The sequence below is a fragment of the Rhizobium hidalgonense genome, from assembly GCF_002914525.1.
In the GTDB taxonomy this organism is placed as follows: Bacteria; Pseudomonadota; Alphaproteobacteria; order Rhizobiales; family Rhizobiaceae; genus Rhizobium; species Rhizobium hidalgonense.
The window spans coordinates 1-26,257 of sequence record NZ_LODW01000071.1 but is presented as its reverse complement, the minus strand read 5'-3'; the positions used below and the strand labels follow the sequence as shown (position 1 = coordinate 26,257).

24 protein-coding genes and 1 tRNA gene are annotated in these 26,257 nt (G+C 62.4%); 20 read left to right on the top strand and 5 right to left on the bottom strand.

The window, feature by feature from the left end; translation table 11 throughout:
* Positions 1 to 137: 137 nt before the first annotated feature.
* The 6 genes from ATY29_RS23995 (at position 138) to ATY29_RS23970 (ending at position 4,799) form a co-directional block, all read left to right on the top strand.
* Positions 138 to 1,097 (top strand): NAD(P)H-dependent flavin oxidoreductase, encoded by a 960-nt coding sequence (locus ATY29_RS23995; protein WP_097537358.1) that lies wholly within the window; start codon positions 138 to 140, stop codon positions 1,095 to 1,097.
* Positions 1,098 to 1,216: 119 nt separating this feature from the next.
* A tRNA-Thr gene (locus ATY29_RS23990) sits at positions 1,217 to 1,292 on the top strand.
* Between the two features lie 198 nt (positions 1,293 to 1,490).
* On the top strand, positions 1,491 to 1,964 hold the full coding sequence (locus ATY29_RS23985; RefSeq protein ID WP_097537357.1) for a hypothetical protein: 474 nt from the start codon (positions 1,491 to 1,493) through the stop codon (positions 1,962 to 1,964).
* Positions 1,965 to 2,140: 176 nt separating this feature from the next.
* On the top strand, positions 2,141 to 2,521 hold the full coding sequence (locus ATY29_RS23980; RefSeq protein ID WP_097537356.1) for a hypothetical protein: 381 nt from the start codon (positions 2,141 to 2,143) through the stop codon (positions 2,519 to 2,521).
* A 235-nt stretch (positions 2,522 to 2,756) separates the two neighbouring features.
* Positions 2,757 to 4,247: an MDR family MFS transporter gene (locus ATY29_RS23975; RefSeq protein ID WP_097537355.1), complete on the top strand. Its 1,491-nt coding sequence runs from the start codon at positions 2,757 to 2,759 to the stop codon at positions 4,245 to 4,247.
* A gap of 33 nt (positions 4,248 to 4,280) precedes the next feature.
* A complete protein-coding gene (locus ATY29_RS23970) occupies positions 4,281 to 4,799 on the top strand; it encodes an ATP-binding protein (RefSeq protein ID WP_097537354.1) in 519 nt (172 codons plus the stop codon).
* Positions 4,800 to 4,819: 20 nt separating this feature from the next.
* Here the strand turns inward: ATY29_RS23970 and ATY29_RS23965 are convergent, their stop codons facing one another.
* From ATY29_RS23965 to ATY29_RS23955, 3 genes are all read right to left on the bottom strand, one after another.
* On the bottom strand, positions 4,820 to 5,041 hold the full coding sequence (locus ATY29_RS23965) for a hypothetical protein (RefSeq protein WP_097537353.1): 222 nt from the start codon (positions 5,039 to 5,041) through the stop codon (positions 4,820 to 4,822).
* 176 nt (positions 5,042 to 5,217) lie between these two features.
* Positions 5,218 to 7,224: an ABC transporter ATP-binding protein/permease gene (locus ATY29_RS23960; protein WP_097537352.1), complete on the bottom strand. Its 2,007-nt coding sequence runs from the start codon at positions 7,222 to 7,224 to the stop codon at positions 5,218 to 5,220.
* Positions 7,225 to 7,313: 89 nt separating this feature from the next.
* Positions 7,314 to 8,213 carry a GntR family transcriptional regulator gene (locus ATY29_RS23955; RefSeq protein WP_003570650.1) on the bottom strand — a complete coding sequence of 300 codons (900 nt, stop codon included), beginning with the start codon at positions 8,211 to 8,213 and terminating at the stop codon, positions 7,314 to 7,316.
* A 292-nt stretch (positions 8,214 to 8,505) separates the two neighbouring features.
* Between ATY29_RS23955 and ATY29_RS23950 the strand changes: the two genes are divergently transcribed.
* The 7 genes from ATY29_RS23950 to ATY29_RS23920 all read left to right on the top strand — a co-directional run bounded on the left by ATY29_RS23950 (position 8,506) and on the right by ATY29_RS23920 (position 16,704).
* Complete coding sequence (locus ATY29_RS23950) at positions 8,506 to 10,008, top strand: UxaA family hydrolase (RefSeq protein ID WP_003570651.1); 1,503 nt, start codon at positions 8,506 to 8,508, stop codon at positions 10,006 to 10,008.
* 90 nt (positions 10,009 to 10,098) lie between these two features.
* Complete coding sequence (locus ATY29_RS23945; protein ID WP_097537364.1) at positions 10,099 to 11,118, top strand: aldo/keto reductase; 1,020 nt, start codon at positions 10,099 to 10,101, stop codon at positions 11,116 to 11,118.
* 9 nt (positions 11,119 to 11,127) lie between these two features.
* Positions 11,128 to 11,574, top strand: coding sequence for an RbsD/FucU family protein (locus tag ATY29_RS23940; protein ID WP_003570653.1), 447 nt, complete (start codon positions 11,128 to 11,130; stop codon positions 11,572 to 11,574).
* A gap of 208 nt (positions 11,575 to 11,782) precedes the next feature.
* Positions 11,783 to 12,772, top strand: coding sequence for an ABC transporter substrate-binding protein (locus tag ATY29_RS23935; protein WP_003570654.1), 990 nt, complete (start codon positions 11,783 to 11,785; stop codon positions 12,770 to 12,772).
* 130 nt (positions 12,773 to 12,902) lie between these two features.
* A complete protein-coding gene (locus ATY29_RS23930; RefSeq protein WP_097537351.1) occupies positions 12,903 to 14,456 on the top strand; it encodes a sugar ABC transporter ATP-binding protein in 1,554 nt (517 codons plus the stop codon).
* A gap of 27 nt (positions 14,457 to 14,483) precedes the next feature.
* Positions 14,484 to 15,458, top strand: a complete 975-nt coding sequence (locus tag ATY29_RS23925) for an ABC transporter permease (RefSeq protein WP_003570656.1) — start codon at positions 14,484 to 14,486, stop codon at positions 15,456 to 15,458.
* A 226-nt stretch (positions 15,459 to 15,684) separates the two neighbouring features.
* A complete protein-coding gene (locus ATY29_RS23920; protein WP_003570657.1) occupies positions 15,685 to 16,704 on the top strand; it encodes a zinc-binding alcohol dehydrogenase family protein in 1,020 nt (339 codons plus the stop codon).
* Positions 16,705 to 17,027: 323 nt separating this feature from the next.
* Here the strand turns inward: ATY29_RS23920 and ATY29_RS23915 are convergent, their stop codons facing one another.
* Together ATY29_RS23915 and ATY29_RS23910 are read right to left on the bottom strand one after the other, a co-directional pair.
* Complete coding sequence (locus ATY29_RS23915) at positions 17,028 to 17,756, bottom strand: copper homeostasis protein CutC (protein WP_097537350.1); 729 nt, start codon at positions 17,754 to 17,756, stop codon at positions 17,028 to 17,030.
* The gene (locus tag ATY29_RS23910) at positions 17,753 to 18,979 is read right to left on the bottom strand and encodes a LysR family transcriptional regulator (protein ID WP_003570659.1); all 1,227 of its coding nucleotides are present in this window, start codon (positions 18,977 to 18,979) and stop codon (positions 17,753 to 17,755) included. Before ATY29_RS23910 ends, ATY29_RS23915 begins: the two co-directional genes overlap by 4 nt.
* On the opposite strand from ATY29_RS23910, the gene ATY29_RS36475 reads away from it, so the two are divergent.
* The 7 genes from ATY29_RS36475 to ATY29_RS23880 all read left to right on the top strand — a co-directional run bounded on the left by ATY29_RS36475 (position 18,950) and on the right by ATY29_RS23880 (position 26,124).
* Positions 18,950 to 19,303 (top strand): hypothetical protein, encoded by a 354-nt coding sequence (locus ATY29_RS36475; RefSeq protein ID WP_128398363.1) that lies wholly within the window; start codon positions 18,950 to 18,952, stop codon positions 19,301 to 19,303. The genes ATY29_RS23910 and ATY29_RS36475 overlap by 30 nt on opposite strands.
* 97 nt (positions 19,304 to 19,400) lie before the next feature.
* Complete coding sequence (gene osmF / locus ATY29_RS23905; protein WP_003570660.1) at positions 19,401 to 20,309, top strand: glycine betaine ABC transporter substrate-binding protein OsmF; 909 nt, start codon at positions 19,401 to 19,403, stop codon at positions 20,307 to 20,309.
* Positions 20,310 to 20,364: 55 nt separating this feature from the next.
* The gene (locus tag ATY29_RS23900) at positions 20,365 to 21,531 is read left to right on the top strand and encodes an ABC transporter permease (RefSeq protein ID WP_003570662.1); all 1,167 of its coding nucleotides are present in this window, start codon (positions 20,365 to 20,367) and stop codon (positions 21,529 to 21,531) included.
* Positions 21,528 to 22,472: an ABC transporter ATP-binding protein gene (locus tag ATY29_RS23895; protein WP_003570663.1), complete on the top strand. Its 945-nt coding sequence runs from the start codon at positions 21,528 to 21,530 to the stop codon at positions 22,470 to 22,472. The genes ATY29_RS23900 and ATY29_RS23895 overlap by 4 nt, the downstream gene beginning before the upstream one ends.
* Positions 22,469 to 23,218, top strand: coding sequence for an ABC transporter permease (locus ATY29_RS23890; RefSeq protein WP_003570664.1), 750 nt, complete (start codon positions 22,469 to 22,471; stop codon positions 23,216 to 23,218). The genes ATY29_RS23895 and ATY29_RS23890 overlap by 4 nt, the downstream gene beginning before the upstream one ends.
* Positions 23,219 to 23,265: 47 nt before the next feature.
* Positions 23,266 to 23,661 carry a VOC family protein gene (locus ATY29_RS23885; RefSeq protein WP_097537349.1) on the top strand — a complete coding sequence of 132 codons (396 nt, stop codon included), beginning with the start codon at positions 23,266 to 23,268 and terminating at the stop codon, positions 23,659 to 23,661.
* A 9-nt stretch (positions 23,662 to 23,670) separates the two neighbouring features.
* Positions 23,671 to 26,124 (top strand): glycoside hydrolase family 2 protein, encoded by a 2,454-nt coding sequence (locus ATY29_RS23880; protein WP_097537348.1) that lies wholly within the window; start codon positions 23,671 to 23,673, stop codon positions 26,122 to 26,124.
* The last annotated feature ends 133 nt before the right edge of the window (positions 26,125 to 26,257 follow it).

Here is a 26,257-nt window from a genome sequence, read left to right as displayed (position 1 = left end):
GGACCTTATTTGTGAGCTGTCTCGGACTGATATATTCGGGGTGAAATCGGCGAAGGCATGGCAGGCGCTCTTTTATCGTCTTTTCTTCTCTGTTATGAGATTGACGTTTTCGTAAACGTCAATGGAAGCGATGAACCATGGCCCTCCCCCCGATCCTCGAGGACAATTTGAGACTGCCGGTCATCGGCTCGCCGCTGTTCATCATCTCGCATCCCAAACTGACGCTAGCGCAATGCAAAGCAGGAGTGATCGGAGCGTTTCCGGCGCTGAACGCCCGGCCGGAAAGCCAGCTCGACGAATGGCTGGCCGAGATCACCGAAGAGCTTGCCCGCCACGACGCCGCCCATCCCGACCGGCCGGCCGCCCCCTTTGCCGTCAACCAGATCGTCCATATGTCGAACAAGCGACTGGAGCACGATCTGTCGCTCTGCGTCAAATACAAGGTGCCTGTTGTGATCTCTTCGCTCGGCGCCGTGCCCGAGGTCAATGCCGCCGTGCATTCCTATGGCGGCATCGTGCTGCACGACATTATCAACAACCGCCACGCCCATTCGGCCATCCGCAAGGGCGCGGACGGGCTGATAGCGGTGGCGGCGGGCGCCGGCGGGCATGCCGGCACGCTTTCACCCTTCGCGCTGATCCAGGAAATCCGCGAATGGTTCGACGGGCCGCTGCTGCTTGCCGGCGCCATCGCCACCGGCGGCGCCATCCTCGCCGCGCAGGCGATGGGCGCCGACATGGCCTATATCGGCTCGCCCTTCATCGCGACCGAAGAAGCGCGCGCCACCGAGGCTTACAAGCAGGCGATTGTCGAAGGGGCGGCTGGCGATATCGTCTATTCCAATTATTTCACCGGCGTGCACGGCAACTATTTGAAGCCCTCGATCGTCGCCGCCGGCATGGACCCTGACAACCTGCCGGCAGCCGATGTCTCGAAGATGGATTTCGAGCAGGCGGTCGGCGGCGCCAAGGCCTGGAAGGACATCTGGGGCAGCGGCCAGGGGATCAGCGCCATCAAGGCCGTCGAGCCCGTGGAAAAACTCGTCGACCGGCTGGAGGCCGAATACAAGGCCGCCCGTGCCCGGCTTAGCCTTTAAACCGAGTTTCCCACCCTGCCCTCTTTTTTGCCAAAGGCATGACAGGGCGCTTGAAATCTTCGGACAATGGCTGTATCAGCGCCATGCAAATCGCGGGCCGCATCGTTCGGCCGCGAGATGCCGCTTTAGCTCAGGTGGTAGAGCACATCATTCGTAATGATGGGGTCGCAGGTTCGAGTCCTGCAAGCGGCACCATTTTTCTTTCATGACGTTCCGAACGTTATAAGCCTCTCTTAAAATTCTTCATCCACCTTTAGACTGGCTTTGGCCAGCCGACAGGCAAGGCTTCAACGGCTTGAGGGCTTCTTCACTCAAGGCGGCTGCGCTGCCTTCATCGACATTTCGCGACCGATATTGATCGAACGCGACCGAGTTTAGCAATTAGGAGGATCTATGAAGATATCGCTTTTAAGCATCGCGCTTTTCACATTTAGCTTGTCCGCTGCGCAGGCAGCAGAGTTCCCTCTCGCCTCGTGTGCTGGATGGAACGGAACGCTCGTCAGCAGGAGCGGGACCGATTCAAGCGCTGCGGTTATGGAAGGGAACGTCAATCAGGCCAACTTCCAGGAATATTGCGAGCGAGACCCGGGAGGCGAGACAAGAGCCCATGGCGGCAAGCTGACCGTCAAGCAGTGCGTGGCGATGTACACAAAAGAGAATGGGAGAGACACTTTTCGTTCCACCGCCAATTGCAGCGAAGGTACCCTGTCCTTCGAACCTTCTGCCGGAACACCGCAGAGTGTCACTTTCCCACTACCAGAGAATTCAGACGTCTCGTGCGCTTCGGGGATGCCGCCGCTGATCGAGCAGTTCAGGCTTCTCTGCCCTCAGGCAGCGCAGGAGTTTCATTTGATGGATGACGAATAACAGGCTGTGCAACACCGCCAACAGTGCGATGCGGGCATTGGCCGGCAGGGGGCTGGAATAGTTCAGGGGACTTGACCAGCGCCCGCTATCAAACGACCGTGAAAACGCGGCCCCCGATAGGAACATGCCACCGCCCAATAGGTTCTCCTCTTGAGACAACAAGGATGGAGAAAATCATGTCCTGTAAACTCATCGCAATATCCCTCCTTTCGATCGGCCTTGCCGGCTCGGCGCTGGCGCAGACGGCCGGCGGTGCGGATTCCAGTGGGCGGCTGTCGGTCGCGCCTGTTATCGGCGGATCGGGCAGTTCGGGGGCGGGTTCGTCCGGCGCTGGTTCGGCCGGCACGGGTGCTGGGGCCACCGGGTCCACGGGCACGGGGTCCGTCGGCACCGATCCCGGCACCACCGGCAGCACGAGCGGCAATGGCGGCGTCGAGCTCAATCGCGGCCGCAGCACGATCAATCCCGGTGGGGTCAATCCGGATCTGCAGCCGACGCCGGGTTGTACCGCCGGTTCGGCGGACACCGGCTCCGGCAGCGAGGCCTGCCCGCAGTAAGGATAAAGCGGATGGCCGCTTGAGCTGCTGACGGAATGAAGGCCCTGGGCTCAGTGCGCCGGGGCCTTCGCTTGGTGCCTGCGAAATCGGACGAAAAGAACAGCTGCCGCTGGAACGGCTTTACGACTCACGCTTGCGGACGTAAAACTACCCGTCACTCCGCACGCGGCACATCGCCCCACACCAGCCAGCCTGCCGTATTCCGGCGCCCGCGGAGCACCCGAAGAGGATCGTCATGTCGAATGCAGCGCATCGCTCGAACCGCGTGCTTGTCGTCGCGACCATCATGTTCGCGACCTTCATGGTGGCGATCGAGGCGACGATCGTGGCAACCGCGATGCCGCGCATCGTCGGCCAGCTCGGCGGCTTTTCCTATTACAGCTGGGTGTTTTCTGCCTTCCTCTTGGCGCAGTCGACGACGACGGTGATCTACGGCAAGCTTTCCGACATTTTCGGCCGCAAGCCGGTGCTGATCGGCGGCATCCTGATCTTTCTTGTCGGCTCTTTGCTCTGCGGGCTTGCCTGGTCGATGATGTCGCTGGTGCTGTTTCGGCTGCTGCAGGGGTTGGGTGCGGGCGCCATCCAGCCGGTAACGATGACCATCATTGGCGATCTGTTCAAGCTCGAGGAACGCGGCCGGGTGCAGGGTGCGATGGCGACCGTCTGGGCGACCTCGGCCGTCGTCGGGCCGCTTGCCGGCGGCATCATCGTCGACAATATCTCCTGGGCCTGGATCTTCTGGATCAACCTGCCGATCGGCATTCTCTCGATCATCGCCTTCATGATCTTCCTGAAGGAGGACGTGGCGCACAAGCAGGCCAAGATCGACTATCTCGGATCGGTGCTGTTTTCGATCTCGATCGTCGCGCTGCTGGTGATGCTGACCGAAACCGATGCCAGCGCCTGGATCCTGATGTCGCTTTTCGCCGTCTTCGTGGTCGCCGGCATCCTCTTCCTCGCCCAGGAGAAGCGGGCGCCGGAGCCGATCATTTCGATCCCGCTCTGGAGTCGAAGGCTGATCGCCACCAGCAATGCGGCAACCCTGCTTGCCGGCATGGCGCTGATCGGGCTTTCGACGATCCTGCCGATCTATGTGCAAGGCGTGCTCGGCCGGTCGCCTATCGTCGCCGGCTTCACGCTCACCATGCTGGTCGTCGGCTGGCCGCTGGCGGTGATGCTGTCCAGCCGCTTCTACAAGACGTTCGGCATCCGCCGGACGCTGCGCGTCGGCAGCCTGCTGTTTCCGTTCGGCGCCTGTTTCCTGCTGTTCCTGACGCCTGAGAGTTCACCGGCGCTTGCCGGCGCCGGCTCCTTCTTCATGGGCTTCGGGATGGGGCTGATCAGCCTGACCAGCATCGTGCTGGTGCAGGACAGCGTCGAATGGTCGATGCGCGGCAGCGCCACCGCCTCGATCATCTTTGCCCGCAGCCTCGGCAATACGCTCGGCGCCACCGTGCTCGGCGCCATCCTCAATGCCGGCATCAACCACTATGCCGGCGGCCAAGCGGCGGCCGGCCTGCACGAGGCGCTGAACCAGCCGACCGGGCTGTCGGCGCTCGCCGCCGACCCGGCAATCCGCGCGGTCTTCAATGCGGCCCTGCACTGGAGTTTTTGGGGTGTGGTCGTCGTTGCCGTGCTGACCTTCTTCACCACCTGGCTGATCCCGGTCGGGCATGGCCGGAGCCAAGAGGGCGCGGCTGTCGCCAGCGAGGCGACGTCGCATTAGGCGGCTCGGCTTGGCCGATAAGGGGATCGACGAGTGGGCGTCAAAAACTATCTGATCGAAGGCGTTTCCGGCACCGGCAAAACAACGGTGGCGGAAGAGCTGCAGCGGTGCGGTTACCATATCATCCACGGTGACAGGGAGTTGGCTTATGTCGGCGACCCCGATACCGGGAAACCCCTGTCTGCCGACGACAGCGTGGCCGACAGTCTCGAATGGAAGCAAGCGCATCACATCTGGGATGTCGAGAAAGTCAGATCCGTAATCGCCGATCAAGGCAAGGCGATCTCCTTCTTCTGCGGCGGTTCCAGAAACTTCTCCCGCTTTATCGATTTGTTCGACGGGGTTTTCGTTCTCGATGTCGATCTGGACACGTTGAACCGGCGGCTTGCCGGCAGACCGGAAGACGAGTTTGGCGGAAGACCTGCCGAACGGGCGCTGATTGTGCGGCTGCATGCAACGAAAGAGGACATTCCGAACTGTGGTGCGGTCATCGACGCCACTCGTCCGCTCGCCGTCGTTGTCGATGAGATTCTCTCGAAATGCAGAGGTTGAAGCTCAAGGGCGAAAGGCGTTTAAGTCAGCGCTGCCAGCACCTCCAAAAGAAACGACGGTGAACTGAGGAAGCCTCCGGCGACAAGGCCGACAAAACCAAGCGCCAACGCTCCGACAAAGCCGTGACTTTGCCAACCGTAGCTGGCGCCCACGGCTGTGGCCGTCATGACGATCGAAACGGTCCACACGATTTTGACCAATGAGATCAAGCGGCGAATAAGGGTGGGTTTTTCTTGCGTCACGGCGCAAAGCGGCCTTCTGAAACACCCCAATGTTCTGAATATAATATTGAATTTCTTGCCACCAAGAGTGCTTGCCTCGTCCGCCCTCGCGAGGAAATTGCCCTGCAGAGGTATACTGCAAAGATGGCGAGCCCGGAACCTTCGTTGGGCGATTGATGTCCGTCACCAAGCCGACGTCAGCTTCCATTCCGGGGCTGCGCCGCCTTGTTCGAGGCCGTTCTGGCCTTTGGCGAGGCGCGGCGGTTTTCCAAAACGCGGGAGAGCAAGTTCGGTTTTCTCGTGCGCTTGATAAGATCGACATCACTGACGAGCTTTGCCCCGCCCCGACGCCGCTCCAGGGTGATCTTGCGGCTATGGAAGACTTCGAGCTCGGCGCGATGGGCGACGCTGATGATCGTCACCTCAGGCAATTCCTCGATCACCATCTGCATCATCCGGTCCTGGCTCTTTTCATCGAGTGCCGAGGTTGCTTCATCCAGCACGATGATATCGGGTGTGTGCAGCAGCAGGCGGGCAAAGGCGAGCCGCTGCTTTTCGCCGCCCGACAAGGTCTGGTCCCACGGCGCCTCTTCCTCGATCTTGCCGTTCAGATAATCCAGGCCCACCTTGTCCATGGCCGCCTTGATCTGATCCAATGTCCAGCTATCGGCAGCACCCGGATAAGCGACGGCGCGGCGAAGCGTGCCGGATGGGATATAGGGCCGCTGCGGCAGCATGAACAAGCGTCTGTCGACGTGGAAGTTGACGCTGCCGTCGCCCCACGGCCAAAGACCGGCGATCGCTCGCACCAGCGTGCTCTTGCCCGAACCGGATTCTCCCGCCACCAGCACCCGCTCGCCGGGTTCGATCGCGACCTGGGTTTCCTTGACCACGGCGGTACCGTCGTCAAGCGATACGGAGAGATCGTTCAGGCTGAGCATCGCCTCGCCCTCCGTCTCACCGCGCTTGATGCGGCCGAGCGCGTCGCTCTGTTCGGCGCGTTCGAGCCCGTCGAGCGACATCATCAGCGAGGCAATGCGCCGTGCGCAGGCGTTCCAATCGGCAAGACGGGGATAGTTGTCGACCAGCCATCCGAACGCACCCTGAACGATGGCGAAAGCAGAGGCCGCCTGCATGACCTGTCCCAGGCTCATGCTGCCTTCGAGAAATTTCGGCGCACAGAGCAGAACCGGCACAACCGGTGCAATCAGCATCGATCCATGCGACACAAGCGTGGTGCGCATATGCTGGCGGGCAAGCAGCGCCCATTGCCCGAGCACCTTGGTGAAGGTCTTGTCGAGGTCGTTGCGCTCCTCCTCTTCACCGCCGAGCAAGGCGATGCTTTCGCCGTTTTCGCGCACATGCGTCAGCGTATAGCGAAATTCGGCTTCCGTTTGGTTTTTCGCCTCGGAGACCTGGACGAAATGGCGGCCGATGACGGCCATCGAACTGGAGGTGATCGCGGCGTAGAGGACCGCTGTGACGACGAGAAAACCTGGTATGGTGACGGTCAAACCGGCGATCGTCAGTGTCAATGCCCCGCCGATCGTCCAGAGCACGACGATGAAGGTCGAGGCCGACAGAAAGGCCGATATGACCCCGGCGATGAAATCGACAGGGGCTTCGGTGGCGATCCGCAAATCCTCGGAAATGCGCGCTTCGGGGTTATTGTGGTCACCGCCGATGAGGTTCAGCTGATAGTAACGGCCGTTCGCCAGCCAGCGCCCGATGACTGCGGTCGTCAGCCAGGAACGCCAGCGGCGCTGGATCATCATGCGAAGGGCGACCTGCGTGGTGACCACGGCGACGGTTCCGAGCACGAGCGGCAGGAAGACGGCGCTCAGGAAATAAACGGTGCCGGCATCGTGCCGCTCGATGGCGTCGAAGATCGCCCGGTTCCAGAGATTGATTCCATATTGGAAGGCCACATTGATGCCGATCAGCGCCAATAGCCCGAGGGTGCACGGCCAGGCGAGCTTGTCGCCACCGCGGCCCCAATAATGGCGCGCGCTGATCCAGAAACGCTTGAGCAGATATTTCTTGCGCGCCTGTTCGGCCTCCTCGGGCGTCAGTTCCGGGCTGGGTTCGTCGGCCTCCGGCGGCGGCACGGGCTCGACAGGCGCAGCCTTCTCCTCGAACGACGTTTGGGAACCTTGCGGCTCGAAGCCGTCGACCGATCTAGGATTGAGTTTAGCGCCCGTCATGAGCACGATAACGGCTTAGGGATCAGAAGGTTTCATGAGGGGTTGCGGGGGTCAACGTTTGGCGTTGTGCCGTGTAGCCCTTCACCACCTCACGCAGTCTCCGTCGCCAGCTGCGGCAGGGATTGCAGCAGGGTCTGGCGGGCGGAGTGCAGATGGGCGCGGCAGGCTTTCTCGATCGCGGCCTGGTCGCCGGATTCGAGTGCTGCGATATAATCCAGATGTTCGTGGATGGCGCGCTCGTTACGCTCGCGCGCGGCCGTCTTGTTCCACTGGTAGTGATAGTGGAAGACGATGGCGATCGCATCGTAGAAATCGGCGATGAAGCGGTTCTTCGAAGCGCGATGGATCAGCAAGTGGAAGCGTTCGTCGAGGACGGAGAAATCCCGGAAGCGCTGGTTGATGTCGGCAAGCATGGCGTGATGGTCGTCGCGGATGGCGGCAAGATCGGTCCAGGCCTGATGGCCTTGGGGAAGCCGGCCGAATTCGGCGGCCGAATGCAGCTCGAACATCTCGCGCACATCGGCCAGTTCGAGGGCGAATTCGCGGGTAAAGCCTTTGAGCGTCCAATGGCTGTTCGGCCGCTTCTCGATCAGGCCGAAGCGGGAGAAGCGGATCAGGAACTCGCGCACGCTGGTTGTGCCGGTGCCGATCTCGCGGGCAAGCTCCAGCTCGTTGATCTGCATGCCGGGGGCGGCATCGTCGGCCAGGATGCGCTGCATGAAGCTACGCTCGATGATGTCATGCAGGGAATCGGTTTCTTCGGAGGGAAAGAGATCGCGGTCCGTGGGTTGGCGCAGAACGGTCTTCTGGCGTTTGTTCCAGCGGATGATGCCTTCTTCGCTAAGCCGCGTCAGGATGGCGCGCGCCGTCGAGCGGCTGACGCCGAGCTGGGCGGCGATCTCCGGTTCCGAAGGCAGTGCGGTATCCGTGCGGAGCGCCGCGGCATACCTGTTATAGGCTTCCTTGAAGACCGTATTCTGCCTTGCCATCCGACCCCCGCTTTTCGCCCGCGTGTCCGCACCGCCATCCCAGCTCAAGAAGCTGGACGGCATCGGACCGGGGCTTGTTCAAACGACCATTAGCGTATTTCCAGCCGTCTGCGGCTCGTTGCCTCCCTCGTCCACAGGATCAATATTCCCGTTGACTTGAAAATGTTTATTGTAGATAAAAAACAAAATCAATCGCATTCGCCGGTGCAGCGAGCGTTTCCTAGATTCAAAAGTTAGAGCATGATGTCGAAACCGCTCATACTTTCGGCACCACGCTCCAGGGAGAAGAGACTTGGACAAACTGCCTTGGATCATCCTGTCGGCCGGTGACAATGTCGCGGTCGCAACGGCGGCCATCGCGCCGGGGTCGACGGTTGCCGGCATCGAAACCCGCCAGAAAATCGATCCCGGCCACAAGGTCGCAATTGCCGATATTCCGCTTGGGTCCCCGGTGGTGAAATACGGACAGGCGATCGGCCGTACCACGGCCGAGGTCAAGGCCGGCGATCATGTGCACAGCCACAATCTACATTTCGAAAACGACCGCTTGGCTGCGACCGCCAATTCGGCGCCAGAAACCGCGACTGCCGACGACAAGGCGCGGACTTTCATGGGCTATCGCCGCGCCGACGGGCGGGCAGCGACGCGCAACTATATCGGCATCATCGCCAGCGTGAACTGTTCCACCACGGTCTGCCGGGCAATCGCCGACGAGGCGAACCGGACGATCCTGCCGCATTACGAGGGCATCGACGGTTTCGTGCCGATCGTACACGACCAGGGCTGCGGCATGAGCTCTACCGGCGACGGCATGAACGTGCTGCACCGCACACTTGCCGGCTATACCAGGCATGTCAATTTCGGCGGCGTGCTGATGATCGGCCTGGGCTGCGAGGTCAATCAGCTGACGCTCTACGGCCAGAGCGGCGCCGGCGCCTCCAAGCGGCATTTCAACATTCAGGATGCCGGCGGCTCGCGCCGCGCTGTCGAGCGCGCCATGGGCATGCTGCGCGAGATCGCCGCCGATGTCGGCAAGGAAAAACGCGTGCCAATGTCGGTCGGTGAGATCATCATCGGGCTGCAATGCGGCGGGTCCGACGGCTTTTCCGGGATCACCGCCAATCCGGCGCTCGGAGTGGCGGCCGATCTTTTGGCAGCGGCCGGCGGCACGGCGATCCTGTCGGAGACCTCGGAAATCTATGGTGCCGAACATCTGCTGCGCAGCCGCGCCGTCAGCGACGAGGTGGCGAAGAAGCTCGACGAGAAGATCGCCTGGTGGGAGGATTATGTCGCCCTGCACGGCGCTTCGCTCGATAACAACCCGTCGCCCGGCAACAAGCGCGGCGGGCTCACCACCATCCTGGAAAAGTCGCTCGGCGCGGTTGCCAAGGGCGGCCGCTCGCCGCTGACGGCGGTCTATGGTTATGCCGAGCGGGTCACTGCCCCCGGCCTGGTCTTCATGGACACACCCGGTTACGATCCGGTCTCGGCGACCGGCCAGGTGGCCGGCGGCGCCAACATGATCGCCTTCACGACTGGCCGCGGCAGCTGCTTCGGCTGCCGGCCGGCGCCGTCGCTGAAGCTTTCCAGCAATTCGGCGCTCTATGCCTCGATGGAAGAGGACATGGACATCGATTGCGGCACGATCGCCACCGGTGACGCGACGATCAGCGGCAAGGGCCGCGAGATCTTCGAGCTGATCGTCGATACGGCCTCGGGCAAGAAAACCAAGAGCGAGCTCTTCGGCTACGGCGACAATGAATTCGTGCCGTGGCATCTGGGCGCAACGCTCTAATCCTTGTTTATGCGCTTCCCGAGACCAGCTTCACAGCTTTCCCGGGATGGCTTGAGATAGCGAATTTCAAGTTCTTCGTGAGGGGGAATGATGAAGACGAGACGGATCGGCAAGACCAAGCTGGAGGTGACCGAAATCAGTTTCGGCGCGGCAGCGCTCGGAGGTCTTTACCGCGCATGCCCGCGCGAGGTGGCGATCGACACGCTGCAGGCGGCCTGGGACAGCGGCATCCGCTATTTCGACGTGGCGCCCTGGTATGGGCTGGGTCTCGCCGAACGCCGCGTCGGCGATTTCCTGCGTGACCAGGCGGATGGCAGTTACGTGCTGTCCACCAAGGTCGGCCGGCTGCTGCGGCCGGTACCGACGGGCACCGTGCCCCATTACGGCTATGTCGATCCGCTGTCCTTCGATGCTGATTATGACTATTCCTATGACGGCATCATGCGCTCGGTCGAATTCAGCTATGCCCGCCTCGGCCTCAACCGCATCGACATTCTCTACGTGCACGATCTCGGCGGCTACACTCATGGCGCGGCAAAAAATGCGGTCTACCTGAAACAGTTTCTCGATTCCGGCGTGAAGGCGCTGGAGGAGCTTCGCTCGTCAGGCGCGATTTCCGCCTTCGGCCTCGGCGTCAACGAAGTGCCGGTCTGCCTCGACGTCATGCGCCAAGCCGACCTCGACTGCATTCTGCTCGCCGGCCGCTATACGCTGCTCGACCGCTCAGCCGTCGCCGAACTGCTGCCGCTCTGCCGGCAGAAGGGCACGTCGCTGGTCATCGGCGGCGTCTTCAACTCCGGCATTCTCGCCACCGGCCCGGTGCCGGGCTCGCATTTCGATTATATGCCGGCCGATGACGAGGTGCTTGCCAAGGTCGGCGCGATGGAGGCAATCGCCAAAAGCCATGGCGTGCCGCTCGCGGCTGCCGCCATACAGTTTCCGCTGAACGAGGCGATCGTCGCCTCGGTGCTGATCGGCACAGCGAAACCTTCGAGCCTGACGCGCAACATGGAAATCGTCGAGCCGCGGCTTGCCGAGGCGATCTACGGCGAATTCGAACCCTATACGCTGGTTGCGCCGCCGCTTGGCGCCGAAGCCGTCCGAGTCTGAGGAGACACTATGCTCAAAGGGATCCATCCGCTGCTCGGCCCCGACCTGCTTCATGCGCTGAAGACCATGGGGCATGGCGACGACATCGTCATCTCGGACGCCAATTTCCCCTCCGGCTCGATGGGGCCGCCGGTCATCCGCGCCGACGGCGTCAGCGCCACCGCGATGGCCGAGGCGATCCTCGCCCACATGCCGCTCGACACTTTCGTGCCGGAAACGGCCTGGCGGATGGAGGTTGTCGGCGACCCACAGGCCGTGCCGGAGGTCTGCGCCGAGTTCCAAGAAATCGTTTCCCGGCGCGCCGGCGATTTCCGTATCGTGCCGGTGGAGCGGTTCGCCTTTTACGCAATGGCCCGCAAGGCTGCCTATATCGTCGCGACCACCGAGTTTCGACTGTATGGCAACCTGATTTTAAAAAAGGGCGTCGTGCATCCGCATGAGGTCGATCTGGGCTGATACCTATTTTAGGGTATCATTGTATTGAAATAAAATCAGTTGCTTGGGCGGAGTTTAGCAAAGCAAAAAAGCGCGATCGACACCCTTGCAATTTGATTGCGCCTCGGCTAGCTTCAGCCTGCAAATGTTTTTTATCGATAAAAACCCTCCGCCAGCGTTCAGCGGTCCGGTTTATTGGAGGAGAACGCATCTTGAGAGGAGAACCCTTATGACCATCATGAAATCCCTTCTGTCGCGCCGCGCCTTTACCGCGCTCGCGGGTGCCGCCGTCATCGCCACGGCGATGCCGGTCACGTCCTTTGCCGCCGACGTGACAATCCCGATCATCGTCAAGGACACCACGTCCTTCTACTGGCAGATCGTTCTGGCCGGCGCCCGCAAGGCCGGCAAGGATCTCGGCGTCAACGTGCCGGAACTCGGCGCCCAGGCAGAATCCGACATCAACGGTCAGATCAGCATTCTGGAAAACGCCGTTGCCGGCAAGCCGGCCGCCATCGTCATTTCGCCGACCGAATTCAAGGCGCTCGGCAAGCCGATCGATGAAGCCGCCAAGTCGGTTCCGATCATCGGCATCGACTCCGGCGCCGACTCCAAGGCATTCAGCTCGTTCCTGACGACCGACAACGTTCAGGGCGGCCGTATCGCCGCCGACGGCCTGGCTGCCGCCATCAAGGAGATGACGGGCAAGGAAGAGGGCGAAATCGTCATCCTCACCAACCTTCCCGGCGTCGGCTCGCTGGAACAGCGCCGCGAAGGCTTCCTGGATCAGGTCAAGACCAAGCATCCGGGTCTGAAGGTCATTGCCGACAAGTACGGCGATGGACAGGCAACGACCGGCCTCAACATGATGACCGACCTGATCACGGCTAACCCGAAACTCGTCGGCGTCTTCGCCTCGAACCTCATCCTGGCACAGGGTGTCGGCCAGGCGATCGCCGAAAACAAGCTCGGCGACAAGATCAAGGTCATCGGCTTCGACAGCGACGACAAGACGGTCGGCTTCCTCAAGGACGGCGCCATTGCCGGACTGGTCGTTCAGGACCCCTACCGCATGGGTTATGACGGCATCAAGACCGCGCTTGCCGTCTCCAAGGGCGAGAAGGTCGAAGCCAATGTCGACACCGGCGCCAACCTCGTCACCAAGGCGAATATGGCCGATCCGAAGATCGACGCGCTGCTGAACCCGAAGATCAAGTAAACTATAAGACCAAGGCCGCGCCGGCTTCAAAACCCGGCGCGGCTTTTTCCATCCATGTTATGGTTACCAGGGGCCATGCTATGGTTACCACGGGATGGAGAGCAGACGTGACAAGAAGGAGGAGAGGTCCATGATCGGACTCGAAGAGGTCAGTCATCGCCATGATGACAGCGCGACGCTGAAAGAAGCCAATCGAATTCCCGCCGGATCGCCTATCCTCGAACTCAAAGGCCTGCAGAAGAATTACGGTCATGTGCAGGCGCTGAAGCCGGCGACGCTGACCTTTCTCGCCGGTGAAATTCACGCCATCGTCGGCGAAAACGGCGCCGGCAAATCCACCCTGATCAAATTGCTGACCGGCGTCATCACCCGCACCGCCGGCGAAGTGCTGTGGTGCGGCCAACCTGTCGGGCTGTCGACGCCGAACGAGGCGATCGCCCGCGGCATCAACGCCGTCCACCAGGAAGTCGTACTCTGCCGGCACCTGACGGTCGCTGCCAACCTCTTCCTCGGCGACGAGGTCAACCGCTACGGCCTGATGCGCAAGAAGCAGATGGAGAAGATGGGGCAGGCCGTGCTCGACGATCTCGGCTTCGGACTGCCGGCAGGCGCACTGTTGAGCTCGCTGACGATCGGCCAGCAGCAGCTGGTGGCGACCGCGCGCGCCGCCATGCGCGGCACGCAATTCCTGATCTTCGACGAACCCACCGCCTATCTCACACGCCAGGAATCGGCACAGTTGTTCAAGCTGATCCGCCGCCTTCAGGGCGAAGGCGTCACCATCGTCTATATCAGCCACCGCATGGAAGAAGTCTTCGAGCTGGCCGACCGAGTCTCGGTGCTGCGCGACGGCACGCATGTCGGCACGCGCCTGATCGGCGAGACCAACGACGCCGAGCTGATCGCGCTGATGATCAACCGCTCGATCGAACAGATCTATCACAAGGAAGAGATTGCGATCGGCCAGACGATCGTCGACGTCAAGGGCCTTTCGGGTCCGGGCTTCGAGGACGTGTCGCTCAGCGTCAAGGCCGGACAGATTGTCGGCCTCTATGGCCTGATCGGCGCCGGACGCAGCGAATTCGCGCTCGGGCTCTACGGTCGCCAGCCGACAAGCGCCGGCGAAATCCACTGGATGGGCAAGCGCGTCGACATCAGGAACGAACGCACGGCCATGGAGCTCGGCGTCGCTCTGGCGCCGGAAAGCCGGCGCGACCAGGGGCTCTGCCTCAATCAGTCGATCGGCCTCAACATCAACCTGCCGGTGTTCGGGCGCCTCAGCCACGGGCCGGTCATCAACCACGCGCGGGAATCGGCGAATGCCGACAATCAGATCCGCAATCTCAGCATCAAGACGCCGAGCCGGCGCGTTCCGGCCTCCAGCATGTCGGGCGGCAACCAGCAGAAGATCGTCATCGGCAAGTGGCTGAGCCACGGCGCCAGGCTGTTCATCTTCGACGAGCCGACAGTCGGCGTCGACGTCGGCACCAAGGCGGAAATCTATCGGCTATTCGCCAAGCTTCTGAAGGAGGGCGCCGGCATCATCCTGATCTCCTCCTACCTGCCGGAGGTCTACGAACTGGCCGACCGGCTGCACGTCTTCCGCGGCGGCAAGATCGTCGCCAGCCATGATTATCACGCGGCGACGCATGAAGAAGTGCTCAGCGAAGCGATCGGCGTCTGAGCCACAAGAATAAGAGGGAGAAAATTCATGACTGCCACCCCCACCGAAATCGTCGCGCCGCCGCCGCGCCGGAAAATGAACATCCTGTTCGGCCTGACGCTGATCGGGCTGTTGATCTTCCTCTGGGTCGTGCTTGGGCTGGTCACCCCGAGCTTCTGGACGCCGCTCAACATCTCGAACCTGCTGCGTCAGGGGGCGATGACCGCGATCCTGGCGCTCGGCCAGACCTTCGTCATCATCACCGCCGGCATCGACCTTTCGGTCGGCGCCATCGTCGGCTTCTGCACCGTCATCATCGCCTGGCTGCTGCAGGCCGGCGTGCCGCTGTGGGGCGCGATCGTGCTAACGCTCGCCATCGGCGTGGCGATCGGCGCCTTTCACGGCTTCGGCATCGTGCATATGGGCCTGCCGCCGTTCATCATCACGCTGGCAACGCTGACGTCGCTGCGCGGCATCGGCCTGCTGATCACCAACGGCTCGACGATCAGCATCACCGACGAGAGTTTCAGCAATTTCGCGCGGGCCGATTTCCTCAGCATTCCGAGCCTGTTCTGGATGGTCATCCTGGTGGCGGTGCCCTCCTTCGTCTTCCTGCATTTGAGCCGCTGGGGCCGCTATCTCTTCGCGGTCGGCTCGAATGCGGAAGCGGCGCGCCTTTCCGGCGTCAACGTCAAGGGCATGATCTATCTCGCCTATATCCTCTCGGCCGGCTTTGCCGCCTTCGTCGGCGTGCTGCTTGCCTCGCGCATCGCGATCGGCAATGCGACGCAGGCCGACGGCTGGGAATTGCAGGCGATTGCCTCCTCGGTCATCGGCGGCACCAGCCTTTTCGGCGCGGTCGGTTCCGTGCACGGCCCGCTGATCGGCGCCTTCATCCTCGCCACCATCAACAACGGCGCCAACCTTCTGAACGTCAACTCCTTCTGGCAGCGCATCATCACCGGTCTGCTGATCATCGTGATCGTGTTCTTCGACCAGCTGCGCCGCCGCAAGAGCAATTGAGAGGCGAGCAAGAGATCGCGGCCTGCCCCTCATCCGGCTGCCGCCACCTTCTCCCCGCACCCGGGGAGAAGGGACCAGGCCGCAACCTTTCGGTCCCTCGCCAACGCCTCGCTGGGCACGTCCCTTCGCCCGGTTTACGGCAGAGGGTTAGGGCGAGGCAGCTATCCGCACGAACCGAACAGCAGTGGCACGACACCAGTAAAGAACGAAGAATGCGAGCCCCGTCATGAAAGCAGTTGTTTGCCGGGAACCCGGCGTGCTCGAGATCGTCGAGCGTCCTTCGCCTACGGCTCCCGCAGCCGGCTGGGTGCGCCTTGCCGTCAGCCATGTCGGCATCTGCGGCACGGATTATCATATCTTCGAGGGCAAGCACCCTTTCCTCGAATATCCCCGGGTGATGGGGCATGAGATCTCGGCGACGGTGCTGGAAGCCGGCGATGGCGTTGCCATGGCCATCGGCACGCCCGTCATCGTCAATCCCTATCTCTCCTGCGGCCAATGCGTCGCCTGCATCAAGGGCAAGCCGAATTGTTGCACCAATATCAAGGTGCTCGGCGTCCATACGGACGGCGCGTTCTGCGAGGAAATTTCGGTTCCGGCCGAGAACCTCTATCCCGCCAAGGGACTGAGCCTCGAAGCGGCGGCGACGACCGAATTTCTGGCGATCGGCGCCCATGCGGTCCGCCGCTCGCTGACCGGCGCCGGCGCGCGCTCGCTCGTCATCGGCGCCGGCCCGATCGGGCTCGGGGCAGCGATCTTCTCACGCATCGCCGGCCATGAAGTGACGCTGCTCGATACCAGCGCCGAGCGGCTGCAGATGGCGGCCGAGCGCTTCGGCTTCACCTCCGGCATCGTCGCCAACGAGGCGACGGCGGATGCCGTCAAGGAAAAGACCGGCGGCGACGGTTTCGACGTGGTGTTCGACGCGACGGGCTACGGCCCGTCGATGGAAAAGGCCTTCTCCTTCGTCGCCCATGGCGGCGCGCTGGTGCTGGTCAGCGTCGTCAAGGACGATATCCGCTTCTCCGACCCGGAATTCCACAAACGCGAAATGATGCTGATCGGCAGCCGCAACGCCACCCGCGCCGATTTCGAACATGTGGCCGATTCGATCGCCAAGGGCCTGGTGCCGGTGGATAAACTTATCACCCACCGCACGACGCTCGCCGACGCACCGCGCGACCTCGCCCGCTGGGCGCATGAGAAGAGCGGGCTGATCAAGGCAGTGATCCGGGTTGGTGGTTAGTCGACGCACAACATGCGCGTGGAGTGCTCGGCGTGGATACTCGGGTCAAGCCCGAGTATGACGGAGGGTGGGGGCAGCGACCGGCAAGAGCGACGCTTGGAGCAATCAAAGTTGGGCGCCGGTTTTTATGTCCGGGATCGCGCAAAAATGGGGAGAACCCGCGGTCCCAATTTGCTTATCGTTTGGTGTCTACGACGCTTTTTTGCCGCAGTGCCAACACCACACTCCGTCGTCCTCGGGCTTGACCCGAGGACCCATGCGGCAAGCACTGCATTCGCGTTTCAAAATCGCAAAAACACTTTCAGTCCGGAATTGCGAGACCGCTAACGCTCCATTGACGCAATCGCCCTGCACATCTCCCTGACCACCGCACTATCCGTCCGGTTCGAGCTTTTCGCCTCGAAACCAAAGGCCACCGCGCGCGGATCGCGGCTTTCGACCGGTGAACTGCAGGAGCCGTGGACCTCGCGGGCGCCGGTTGCCTGCAAGATGGCGGTGACATTGGTGGGGCGGATGCCGCTGCCGGGCATGATCGAGATGCGGCCGTCTGCCTTGGCCGAAAGACGCTTCAGCGTGTCGAGGCCGTCGGCGGCCTTCAGCGCGCAGCCGGAGGTGAGGATGCGCTCAACGCCGAGTTCGACCGCCTGTTCCAGCGCCTGATCGGCATCCGGCACCAGGTCGAAAGCGCGGTGCAGCGTCGAACCGAGCCCGGCAGCATACGCCTTCAGCCGGTGGATCAGCGGCATGTCGAGCGTGCCATCGGGGCGGTTGGCGCCGATGACGACGCCGGCGAGTCCTGCGGCGCGCACGGCATCGATATCCAGCATCATCGCTTCTTCGTCCGCCCTGGCGAAGATGAAGGGGCCGGCATGCGGGCGGATCATCGCGTAGATTGGAATGGGCGCCCGGGCGGCGATCTGCATGAGGCTCGGCAGCGGCGTCAGGCCACCGAGCTCCAGCGCCGAGCAGAGTTCGATGCGGCCGGCGCCGCCGTCGATTGCGGCAGCAAGGCCTTCGGCGCTGTCCACGCAAACCTCAAGCGAAATCGTCATGCTGCGCTCTCCCTGGCGCTGTCGGTCTGTGCGACAGGTTCCGACGTAATGCGCGCCGCCGCCTCGATGATGACGGCGCAGGCATCGGCGGCGGCTTTGCGGTGGTTGAAGGCGACGTGATAGGACATCGGCAGATGTTCGTCGAGATCGACGATGCGCACCTTATCCGCGATCGGCATGGCGCTGACCCGGCCGAGGAAGGAGACGTAGCCGTGATGGGCGACGAGGTCGACGATCACGGGCAACGAATCCGCCGCGGTGATATCCCGGCTGCGCAGGCGGCGGTTTGGGGCGCGCTCGTCGCTAAAGGCCATGGCCGCATGGCCGAGGCCGGTGCGCGGGCTCGGCATGCAGATCGGGTGAGCGGCGACGAGATCGGCGACGCCGGTGCCGGTGCTGTCGGGCGGGGCGATCACCACCATCTCGGTCTGCAGCAGCTTGCGATGGCGGAAGCTTTCCAGCCCGAAGACCGAATCCAGGATCGCGACATCGATGCGGCCACTCTTCAGCGCCTCGCGCAGATCGTCGGCGGTCATCGAGACCAGCGAGATCGCATTGTTGTTGCGGTCCAGATTCCATTCGGAGACCAGCGCGGCGAGACAGCGCGCCACCCAGCTTTCCGAGCCGGTCGGGATGATCGAGCCAATGCGCAGCGACCGGGCGGTGCGCTGATAACGCTCGTCGGCCTGCGATTTCAGATCGTTCCAGGCCTGGCTGACCGTCGTGAAAATCTGGTAGGCGCGCCTGCCCTCCTCCGTCAGCACCGAGCCCTGCGCCTGCCGCTCGAAGAGGCGAGCACCCAGGAATTTCTCAAGATTGGCAAGCTGAAGCGAAAGCTGCGGCTGACCCAGGCGAAGGCGGCGGGCAGCACGGTTGATGCTGCCTTGATCGGCCACTTCGAGAAACCGCTCGATCGTGACGATCTTGATGGGAATGCGAGAAACCCAGGCCTCGTCTGTGTCGGCGCCGTCGTGACCGGCCAGCTGGCCGAGTTCGCCGATCGCCGCGGTGAGCGGCGCCAGGCCTTCCAGCACCCTGCCGCTTGCAATCAGCGTCACCAACTCGCCGGAGGTGCGCTCAATCAGCTTCATCGCCAGTTCGGTCTCGATATGGTGGATGGCCGTCGAGACAGTCGACGGCGATAGCTGGAAACGCCGCGCGGTCTGGCGCACCGAACCGGAAGCGAGGACTTGGTGGGCGATGAACAGGGCACCGAGATGCAAATGGCGGCTCCGGAAAGCGCTGGAAAAACCGGACGATATGATGTGTTCACGAAAAAAGATATCCCTGCCTCGAAAGAGGCGGGCTATCGTTTCCCGAATAAAAAGATCCGGGCGGCGGAAAACCACCGACCAGCACCGGAACGCCGTGGAAACACGCAAGGGGACAAAAACAAATCGCGCCGGCCGCGGAAAAGGGAATGCGTTTCCGCGCACGGAGATGTGTTCGCCGCCATAATCGTGGTGCGGCCGCAAAAACTGGAGGGGGCTTGCATCGATTTTTCGAACGTGCACGCTATTTCCATGACGCACGCAATTCCGGCATGATGGCGGCCTCGCCTCCACTGCCGGCGGACTTCCTGCCCGCAAGGCTCCCGCGCGAAGCCTTCGCCACGTTCAACGATGTCAACCAAGGGGACTTTCCATGCTGAAGAAACTCGCACTTGCCGTCTCGCTCACCGCCTTCGCGGCGGGGGCGGCCCATGCCGCGGATGTGGTGGTCTCGTCGAAGATCGACACGGAAGGCACGCTGCTCGGCAATGTCATTGCGCTCGCGCTCGAAGCCAACGGCATCAAGACGCAGGACCGCATCGCGCTCGGCGCCACACCGGTCGTGCGCAAAGCGATCACCGCAGGCGAAATCGACATCTATCCGGAATATACCGGCAATGCCGGCTTCTTCTTCAACAAGGCCGATGACGCGGCCTGGAAGAACATCGACCAGGGTTACGAGCTGGCAAAGAAGCTCGATTACGACGCCAACAAGATCGTCTGGCTGACGCCGTCGCCTGCGAATAACACCTGGGCGCTCGCCGTGCGCAACGACGTCGCCGAGCCGAACAAGCTGAAGAGCCTGACGGATTTCGGCAAATGGGTGGCCGGCGGCGGTGAAGCCAAGCTTGCGGCATCGGCCGAATTCGTCAATTCGGCCGGCGCGCTTCCCGCCTTCCAGACGACCTACGGCTTCCAGCTGAAGCCGGACCAGATGGTCGTGCTGTCCGGCGGCGACACGGCGGCGACGATCAAGGCGGCTGCCGACCAGACCAACGGCGTCAACACCGCCATGGTCTACGGCACCGACGGCGCGATCCAAGCGGCCGAACTCACCGTTCTCGAAGACGACAAGAACGTGCAGCAGGTCTATGCGCCGACGCCGATCATCCGCGAAGAAGTGCTGAAGGCCAACCCGAAGATCGAGGAAGTGCTCACACCGATCTTCAAGAGCCTGAGCGCCGACGAGTTGCGCAAACTCAACGCCAAGATCCAGGTGGATGGCGAGCCGGCAAAATCCGTCGCCGAAGCCTATCTCAAGGAAAAAGGCTTCCTGAAGTAGCAGCCCTTGCTCCGCCCGGTCGCGGGCGGAGCGTCTTTCCCATAAGGTTGGATCGATGGAAGAAACCTCAGCGGTCCGCAGGCTGGACCGGCTCGGCGTGGTTCTGGTGGCCGGCGGCATTGCGGCGACGGCGCTGATGCCCTTCATCTATGTCAAGGCGAACCGCATCGCCGCCGGCAAGCCGATGCTGCTGACGCAGCTTCTTCCCCAGCCCTCTGTCATCATCCTTACCATCCTTCTCGTTCTGACTGCCTTTGCGACGCTGTTCCTGCGCCATGCCCTTGCACGGCTTGTCATCGCCACCCTCTGCCTTGCGGCGCTGATCATTGCGATCGGCCTCGTTTCGGCCGCGGCCACACCGCCGGGCAGCACCGTGGCGCGCATGACGCCCGGCGGCGGTTTCTGGGTGCTGTTTGCAGTGATCGGGCTGATCATCTCGGATGCACTGGTTAAAATCCGGCTGGCGCCGTGGATGCGGGTCGCAGCGCTTGTCGCCTATGCGGCGCTGCTCTTCGCCTTCCTCTCGTCCGGCCTGCTCGACAGCCTGTCGATCATGAAGGAATTTTCGACGCGGGCGCCGCAGTTCGAGACGGAAGCAATTTCACATCTGCTGCTGGCCTTCGGCTCGCTTGCCATCGCCGTTGTCCTCGGCCTGCCGCTCGGCATTCTCTGCTTCTGGGTGCCGAGGCTGCGGGCCATCGTGCTGCAGGGGCTCAGCCTGATCCAGACGATCCCCAGCCTGGCGCTCTTCGGCCTCTTGATGCTGCCGCTCGGTTATCTCGCCACCCATGTGGCGCTAGCGGCTGCCATCGGCATTCGCGGCATCGGCACGGCGCCGGCCTTGATTGCACTCGTGCTCTATTCGCTGCTGCCGATCGTCGCCAACACTGTCGTCGGCCTGCAGGGCGTCGACCCTTCGGTGCGGGATGCCGCCGCCGGCATGGGGCTGACACGCCGGCAGATCCTCACCGGTATCGACATGCCGCTTGCCTTTCCGGTCATCCTCACCGGCATCCGCATCGTGCTGGTGCAGGCAATCGGCATGGTGACGATTGCCGCGCTGATCGGCGGCGGCGGCTTCGGCATCTTCATCTTCCAGGGACTCGGCCAGACGGCGATGGACCTCGTCCTGCTCGGCGCCGTGCCGACCGTCTTCTTCGCCTTCTCATCGGCCGTCATCCTCGATGCGGTCATCGACAGCATCCGGGGATCCGCCGCATGAGCATGATCGAGATCAGCAACGTCACCAAGCGCTATGGCGCGGCCACCGTCGTCGACCACGTCTCGATGAACGTCGAGAAGGGCGAGATCACCGTCATCGTCGGCACCTCGGGCTCCGGCAAATCGACGCTGATGCGGATGATCAACCGGCTGGTACCGATCACCGAAGGTCAGATCTTCGTCAACGGTCAGAATGTCGCCGACGTCGAGGTAACCGAGCTTCGCCGCAAGATCGGCTATGCCATCCAAGGGCACGGCCTCTTCCCGCACCGGACCGTGGCGCAGAATATCGCCACCGTCCCGCAGCTTCTCGATTGGGATGCCACGCGCATTTCCAGCCGGGTCGAGGAACTGCTCGGGCTGTTCAACCTCGATCCGGCGACATTTGCCGAGAAATATCCGCATCAGCTTTCCGGCGGCCAGCAGCAGCGCGTCGGCGTCGCCCGGGCGCTGGCGGCCGAACCCGAGCTGCTATTGATGGACGAACCCTTCGGCGCACTCGATCCCGTCATCCGCGGCAAGGCGCAGGACGACCTCCTGGCGATCCAGAAGCAGTTCGGCACCACTATCATCCTCGTCACCCACGATATGGACGAGGCCTTCCATCTCGGCAACCAGATCGCCGTGATGAGCGAGGGCCGATTGCTGCAATGCTCGACGCCGGAAAAAATCCTGACCGAACCCGCCGATCCCTTCGTGCAGCAACTCACAGGCACCTCCGACCGGGCGCTGAAGCTGATGTCGCTGCTGCCGCTGAAGGAGAGCATGGCGCCGGCCAAGAGCGGTCTTTCCTACTCCTTGCCGCAGTCGCTCAGCCTGCGCGATGCGCTGGCCGAAATGATCTGGCAAGGGGTCGACGAGGCGGCGGTGCAGGATGGTGAAAGGGCGCCGGTGGGATCGATCTCGATGACGCGGTTGCTCGAACTGGGCCGCAAGGCATGAAGCTCGTCGTCGCCAATCTCTTCCGGCTGGCCGCACTCGCCCTGCTGTTGATCCTGCTGTTCCGGACCGAATGGCTTTCCTTCTTGTTTACGCCGCTGACCAACAACAATGCGCCCGCCGTCTATACCCAGAACAGCCTTGCCTCGCTGGCCGCCGGCCATCTGCAGCTGGTGGTCGGATCGATCGTTTGCAGCGCCGTGCTCGCCGTTGCCGGCGGCATCTTCGTGACACGGCAAAGCGGCGCCGACTTTCTGCCGCTGTCACGGGCCATCGCCAATGCCGGCCAGACCTTTCCGCCGGTCGCGGTGCTGGCGCTCGCGGTGCCTGCCACCGGCTTCGGCGCCATGCCGACGCTGATTGCGCTCTTCCTCTACGGCCTGCTGCCGATCTTCGAAAACACCGTCGCCGGGCTGAAGCAGGTGTCGCCGCAGGTGCTCGATGCCGCCGACGGCATGGGCATGAACGGCACGCAGCGGCTCTTCCGCGTCGAGCTGCCGCTCGCCCTGCCGCTGATCCTCGAAGGGCTGAAGGTCGCGACCGTGATCAATATCGGCACGGCGACGATCGGCTCGACAGTTGCGGCCAAGGGGCTCGGCGAAGTGATCATCGCCGGGCTGATCTCCGACAATACCGCCTTCATCCTGCAGGGCGGGCTGATCGTCGGGCTGATGGCAGTGCTGATCTATGACGCCATGGGCCTCGTCGAAGGCGCGATTACCCGAAGAATCGGCTTGCGCCCGGCGTAAGAGGACCGCTACCAAGGCTGCAGCGATCGATTCAACGGGAGGCCGCCTTGGCGAAGATGATCCACTCCATGATCCGCATTCTCGACGAGGCGCGCTCGGTCGAATTCTACAGCAAGGCCTTCGGCCTCTCGGTTGCCGACCGCGTCGATTTCGACACTTTCACGCTGATCTATCTGAGCAACGCCGAGACCGGCTTCGAGCTGGAGCTGACGGTCAACAAGGGCCGGACTGAGCCATACGATCTCGGCAATGCCTATGGCCATCTCGCCGTCTCGGTCGAGGAAGTCGCGGTCGAGCGCGCGCGGCTGGCGAAACTCGGGTTCAAACCCGGCGAACTGGTGGAGCTCAACCGCGACGGCAAGCTCTTCGGCCTGTTCTTCTTCGTCAGCGACCCAGACGGCTACAAGATCGAAGTGCTGCAGCGCCACGGCCGGTTTCTCTAGGAATATCCGATGATCGAAAAGACCGAGCTCAATTCCGGCTGGACGCTGACCTGTAACGATACAGGAAGGACCGGATTACCCGATGCGATAGCTGCAACGGTGCCGGGATGCGTGAATCTCGACCTTCTCGCCAACCGGCTGATTGCCGATCCCTATGTCGACGTCAACGAGATCACCAATGACTGGATCGGCAAAACCGACTGGACCTATCGCTGCACATTCGAGGCGACGCGCGAGGATGGCAGGGTGCAGGAGCTGGTCTTCGACGGGCTCGATACGATCGCCACCATCGTTCTCAATGGCGAAGAGATCGGCCGCAGCTTCAACATGCACCGCATCTACCGTTTCGATGTGTCCGGGCTGCTGAAAACAGGCGAGAACGAACTCTCCGTTACCTTCCGCTCCGCCTATGCCTACGGCGCCGAGATGGAGAAACAGTACGGTTACCGGCCCAACAATTATCCGGGACCGGGCAATCTGATGCGCAAGATGGCCTGCAATTTCGGCTGGGACTGGGGGCCGACGCTGGTGACGGCGGGCATCTGGAAGCCAGTGAGGTTGGAGAGTTGGGACCGGGCGCGGCTTGCCGAGACACGGGTGTCGGCCACGCTTGCCGGCGGCGACGGGCTGGTGAAGGTGCATGCAAGGCTGGCGCGCCACGGCGATGCCGGGCCATGCCGGCTGGTCGCCGAGATCGGCGGTGTGACCACGACTGCAGCGATCGCGCCTGGCGAAGACATGGTCGCCTTGGAGATTACCCTGCCCTCGCCGCAGCTCTGGTGGCCGCATCATCTCGGGGCGCAGCCGCTCTATCCCCTGATACTTAAACTGATCGACGAGGTCAGCGGCGATCAGCTCGACAGCTTTGAGCGCGAACTCGGCTTCCGTTCGCTCAGGCTCGACACCGCGGCCGATGCGCACGGTTCGGCCTTCACCTTCGTCATCAACGACGTGCCGCTGTTCATCGCCGGCGCCAACTGGATTCCCGACGATTGTTTTCCGTCGCGGGTGACGGCCGAGCACTATGCCGCCCGGATCGAAGAGGCGAAGAGCGCCAATATCCATATGCTGCGTGTCTGGGGCGGCGGCATCTTCGAGACCGACGAATTCTACGAGGCCTGCGACCGCATCGGCATGCTGGTCTGGCAGGATTTCCTGTTTGCCTGCGCCGCCTATCCGGAGGAGGAACCGCTTCGAAGCGAAGTCGAGGCTGAGGTGCGCGACAATGTCGTGCGGCTTATGCCGCATGCTTCGCTGGTCCTCTGGAACGGCAATAACGAGAATATCTGGGGCTTCGACGAATGGGGCTGGCGGCCGATCATCAAGGCGGGCGAAAGCTGGGGGCTCGGCTACTATCTCGACCTACTGCCGAGGCTCTGCTGTGAATTCGATCCCGACCGGCCCTATTATCCCGGCAGTCCCTATTCCGGATCGATGGAGATCGCGCCGAATGCCGATGCGCATGGCTGCAAACATATCTGGGACGTTTGGAACGATGTCGGCTACGAGGTCTACCGCAACTATATCCCGCGCTTCTGCTCCGAATTCGGCTGGCAGGCGCCGGCCAATTGGGCGACGATCGAAGAAAGCGTGCACGATCAGCCGCTGACGCCGCAATCAAACGGCGTCTTCCACCATCAGAAGGCGACGCAAGGCAATGACAAGCTGATCCGCGGCCTTATCGGCCACCTGCCGGAGCCGAAGTCGATGGAGGACTGGCACTTCGCCACCCAGCTCAACCAGGCCCGCGCCATCCGCTTCGCCATCGAGCACCTGCGCTCACATCGGGATATCTGCAAGGGCGCCGTGGTCTGGCAGTTCAACGACTGCTGGCCGGTGACCTCCTGGGCCGCACTCGATTCGGCCGGGCGCCGCAAGCCGCTCTGGTATGCGCTGAAATCAGCCTATGACCCGCGCCTCCTAACGATCCAGCCGCGCGGCGATGGCCTTGCGGCAGTCGCCGTCAATGAACGGACGCTGTTCTGGCGGGCAAAGATTGCCGGCAAGCGATTGAAACTCGACGGCAGCGTACTTGCCGAATTCGAATTCTGGCGTCTGCTCTGCGACCGTTTTGAAGCGAAGGAGTTTCCGCTGCCAAGCGATATCGTCATTCCCGGCTTACCGAAAGACGAGGTCGTTGTCGTCGAGATGCTCGACCGGCGGGCGTTTCACTATTTCGTCGAGGATATCGACCTCAACCTGGAAGCGCCGCGGCTGGCAGTCGATGTTACCGGGATGGACGGCGGCTACGCGGTCAGGGTGACCGCGGATAATTTCCTCAAGGATCTCTGCCTGATGGCGGATCGGCTGGACCCGGATGCGGTGGTCGATTCGATGCTGGTAACGTTGCTGCCGGGCGAGGGCCATGTGTTTGCGGTGAGGACGGCGAAGGCGATCGTGGCAGAAGATATCACCGTCGGCACCGTGCTGCGATCGGCCAATGATCTTGTTGCGGGGAACTAAAGAGCTCTCGTGTCCGGGCTGCACCGGCTACCCGTTTGAAAAATGTGGAGCCGCCGTGTTCTCTACCTCCCTCACCAAGTCAGTTTATTCGAGTGCGATCATTATTTCATTTTGCTGCCGCAAGGCGTCTCTG